Source organism: Methylopila capsulata (genome assembly GCF_016907975.1).
Classification (GTDB): domain Bacteria; phylum Pseudomonadota; class Alphaproteobacteria; order Rhizobiales; family Methylopilaceae; genus Methylopila; species Methylopila capsulata.
Genome location: NZ_JAFBCY010000007.1, coordinates 2,501 through 5,881 on the forward strand (window position 1 = coordinate 2,501; position 3,381 = coordinate 5,881).

The 3,381-nt window shown below is 55.1% G+C and carries 1 tRNA gene and 2 rRNA genes; all 3 read left to right on the forward strand.

Annotation, left to right across the window (positions count from 1 at the left end):
- Positions 1-44: 44 nt before the first annotated feature.
- The 3 genes from JOD31_RS19375 (at position 45) to JOD31_RS19385 (ending at position 3,297) form a co-directional block, all read left to right on the forward strand.
- Positions 45-2,846: ribosomal RNA gene (locus JOD31_RS19375) — 23S ribosomal RNA — on the forward strand.
- A gap of 190 nt (positions 2,847-3,036) precedes the next feature.
- Positions 3,037-3,150: ribosomal RNA gene (gene rrf, locus JOD31_RS19380) — 5S ribosomal RNA — on the forward strand.
- Between the two features lie 70 nt (positions 3,151-3,220).
- Positions 3,221-3,297: transfer RNA gene (locus JOD31_RS19385), tRNA-Met, on the forward strand.
- The last annotated feature ends 84 nt before the right edge of the window (positions 3,298-3,381 follow it).

The following is a 3,381-nucleotide window of genomic DNA, read 5'->3' on the forward strand; positions in this document are numbered from 1 at the left end:
ATTGCTTAGGCAATCCCCCAGGGGTGAGCATCGATCGTGAGAGCGATCAAGTGTCTTAAGAGCATTCGGTGGATGCCTTGGCGCTGAGAGGCGATGAAGGACGTGGTACGCTGCGATAAGCGTCGGGGAGCTGCGAACAGGCTTTGATCCGACGATTTCCGAATGGGGAAACCCACCTCCAACGTTTCGTAATTCGACTGTCCGGGAGCGATCCTGGGCGGTGGGATTACGGCGCGTTGATAACGAGGTATTTGTTTCTGAATACATAGGAAACAAAGGCGAACCCGGGGAACTGAAACATCTAAGTACCCGGAGGAAAGGACATCAACAGAGACTCCGTTAGTAGTGGCGAGCGAACGCGGACTAGGCCAACGCCTTCCAAAATCTCATCAGAACCGTCTGGAAAGTCGGGCATTAATGGGTGATAGCCCCGTATGAGAAAAGCTTTTGGAAGGATTCGAGTAGGGCGGGACACGTGAAATCCTGTCTGAACATGGGGGGACCACCCTCCAAGCCTAAGTACTCCTCAGCGACCGATAGCGAACCAGTACCGTGAGGGAAAGGTGAAAAGCACCCCGACAAGGGGAGTGAAACAGTTCCTGAAACCGGATGCTTACAAACAGTAGGAGCCCGCAAGGGTGACTGCGTACCTTTTGTATAATGGGTCAGCGACTTAATGTGTCGAGCAAGCTTAAGCCGTTAGGTGTAGGCGAAGCGAAAGCGAGTCTGAATAGGGCGCGAAGTTCGACGTATTAGACCCGAAACCGGGTGATCTAGCCATGAGCAGGTTGAAGGTGCGGTAACACGCACTGGAGGACCGAACCGGTGCCTGTTGAAAAAGTCTCGGATGACTTGTGGCTAGGGGTGAAAGGCCAACCAAACTCGGAAATAGCTGGTTCTCCGCGAAATCTATTTAGGTAGAGCGTCGGACGAATACTGCTGGGGGTAGAGCACTGGATGGGCTAGGGGTCCTTACCGGATTACCAAACCTAACCAAACTCCGAATACCAGCAAGTACTATCCGGCAGACACACGGCGGGTGCTAACGTCCGTCGTGGAGAGGGAAACAACCCTGACCTACAGCTAAGGCCCCCAATTCGTGGCTAAGTGGGAAAGGATGTGAGAATCCCAAAACAACCAGGAGGTTGGCTTAGAAGCAGCCATCCTTTAAAGAAAGCGTAACAGCTCACTGGTCTAAACAAGGGTTCTTGCGCCGAAGATGTAACGGGGCTCAAGCCACGAGCCGAAGCTTAGGGTTCACCGCAAGGTGAGCGGTAGCGGAGCGTTCCGTAAGCCTGCGAAGGGACAGCCGTGAGGCATCCTGGAGGTATCGGAAGTGCGAATGCTGACATGAGTAACGAAAAGGAGTGTGAGAGACACTCCCGCCGAAAGTCCAAGGGTTCCTGCGTAAAGCTAATCTGCGCAGGGTTAGCCGGCCCCTAAGGCGAGGCCGAAAGGCGTAGTCGATGGGAATGGGGTGAATATTCCCCAGCCAGTGGGTAGTGACGAATGACGGAAGCCGTCGGAGGTTATTGGATTCCGAAGGCGGCCTGGTTGTTCCAGGAAATAGCTCCCACATCAGACCGTACCCGAAACCGACACAGGTGGACTGGTAGAGCATACCAAGGCGCTTGAGAGAACTATGCTGAAGGAACTCGGCAAATTGCCTCCGTAACTTCGGGATAAGGAGGCCTCGTATGCGGGCAACCGTGTGCGAGGGGCACAGACCAGGGGGTGGCAACTGTTTAGCAAAAACACAGGGCTCTGCGAAATCGCAAGATGACGTATAGGGTCTGACGCCTGCCCGGTGCCGGAAGGTTAAGAGGAGAGGTGCAAGCTTTGAATCGAAGCCCCGGTAAACGGCGGCCGTAACTATAACGGTCCTAAGGTAGCGAAATTCCTTGTCGGGTAAGTTCCGACCTGCACGAATGGCGTAATGACTTCCCCGCTGTCTCCAGCATAGACTCAGTGAAATTGAATTCCCCGTGAAGATGCGGGGTTCCTGCGGTCAGACGGAAAGACCCCGTGCACCTTTACTATAGCTTTGCATTGGCGATTGTGTTGGCATGTGTAGGATAGGTGGTAGGCTTTGAAGCATGGGCGCTAGCTCGTGTGGAGCCATCCTTGAAATACCACCCTTATCGTCACGATCGTCTAACCGCGAGCCGTTATCCGGCTCCGGGACAATGCATGGTGGGTAGTTTGACTGGGGCGGTCGCCTCCCAAAGAGTAACGGAGGCGCGCGATGGTAGGCTCAGAGCGGTCGGAAATCGCTCGTTGAGTGCAATGGCATAAGCCTGCCTGACTGCGAGACAGACAAGTCGAGCAGAGACGAAAGTCGGTCATAGTGATCCGGTGGCTCCACGTGGACGGGCCATCGCTCAACGGATAAAAGGTACGCCGGGGATAACAGGCTGATACTGCCCAAGAGTCCATATCGACGGCAGTGTTTGGCACCTCGATGTCGGCTCATCACATCCTGGGGCTGGAGCAGGTCCCAAGGGTTCGGCTGTTCGCCGATTAAAGTGGTACGTGAGCTGGGTTCAGAACGTCGTGAGACAGTTCGGTCCCTATCTGCCGTGGGTGTCGGAGATTTGAGAGGATTTGTCCCTAGTACGAGAGGACCGGGATGAACGTACCTCTGGTGGACCTGTTGTGGCGCCAGCCGCATTGCAGGGTAGCTACGTACGGACGGGATAACCGCTGAAGGCATCTAAGCGGGAAACCCCCCTCAAAACGAGATCTCCCTTGAGAACCGTGGAAGACCACCACGTTGATAGGCCGGGTGTGGAAGCATGGCGACATGTGAAGCTTACCGGTACTAATCGTTCGATTGGCTTGATCGTTCTTGCGATCCATGCTCATCCCGAAGCAAACGCCACAGCGTTTGTCTTCAAGCAAACGCCACAGCGTTTGTCTCAAGCCGAACGCGTAAGCGTTCTGGCCCCCGCGCGATCACCTTGGTGATCGTCGCGAGCGACCCCAACCCTGACAAGATCAAACCCAGCTTGCTTCGATTAACGTGTGCTTCGCCGGCCTGGTGGCTTTGCGAGGTGAAAAAACCCGATCCCATCCCGAACTCGGCCGTTAAGCACCTCTGCGCCGATGGTACTCCGTCTTAAGGCGCGGGAGAGTAGGTCGTCGCCAGGCCTGCGAAGCACACGAAAACGCTCTACGATGTTCAGCTCAAGCCTTTGTCCGTCGATCAATCCGGACATGACGCGGGGTGGAGCAGCCCGGTAGCTCGTCAGGCTCATAACCTGAAGGTCACAGGTTCAAATCCTGTCCCCGCAACCAAAACAACCAAACAGCCCCGCCCAAAAAGCGGGGCTGTCGTCGTTCAAAACTCAGAAATAACCAAAACAAACCACGACCCCGCGC